This window comes from Photorhabdus viridis (assembly GCF_040256935.1).
GTDB lineage: Bacteria > Pseudomonadota > Gammaproteobacteria > Enterobacterales > Enterobacteriaceae > Photorhabdus > Photorhabdus viridis.
The window spans coordinates 1-260 of the sequence record NZ_JBEJZY010000402.1 but is presented as its reverse complement, the minus strand read 5'-3'; the positions used below and the strand labels follow the sequence as shown (position 1 = coordinate 260).

1 protein-coding gene is annotated in these 260 nt (G+C 56.9%); it reads left to right on the top strand.

Going from position 1 to position 260, the window contains the following annotated elements; translation table 11 throughout:
* A partial coding sequence (locus ABR397_RS23915; protein WP_350307861.1) for a type VI secretion system Vgr family protein occupies window positions 1-260 on the top strand: 260 nt, incomplete at both ends.

The following is a 260-nucleotide window of genomic DNA, read 5'->3' as shown; positions in this document are numbered from 1 at the left end:
CTGGTTGACAGCCAGAAACCGCACCCGGATAAACGGGGTGAAGGGTTTGAGCTGCGTACCGATGACTGGGGCGCGATCCGCGCCGGGAAAGGGCTGTTTATCAGTGCGGATAAACAAGCCAACGCGGGGGGAGACGTGTTGGCAATGCCGGCGGCCATCAGTCAGTTACAACAGGCGCAGGCGTTAACCGAAGCATTACGGGGTGCGGCTGAAACCGCCAAAGCTGAATTAGCGGATTTGCAGCAACAGAAAACGTTATT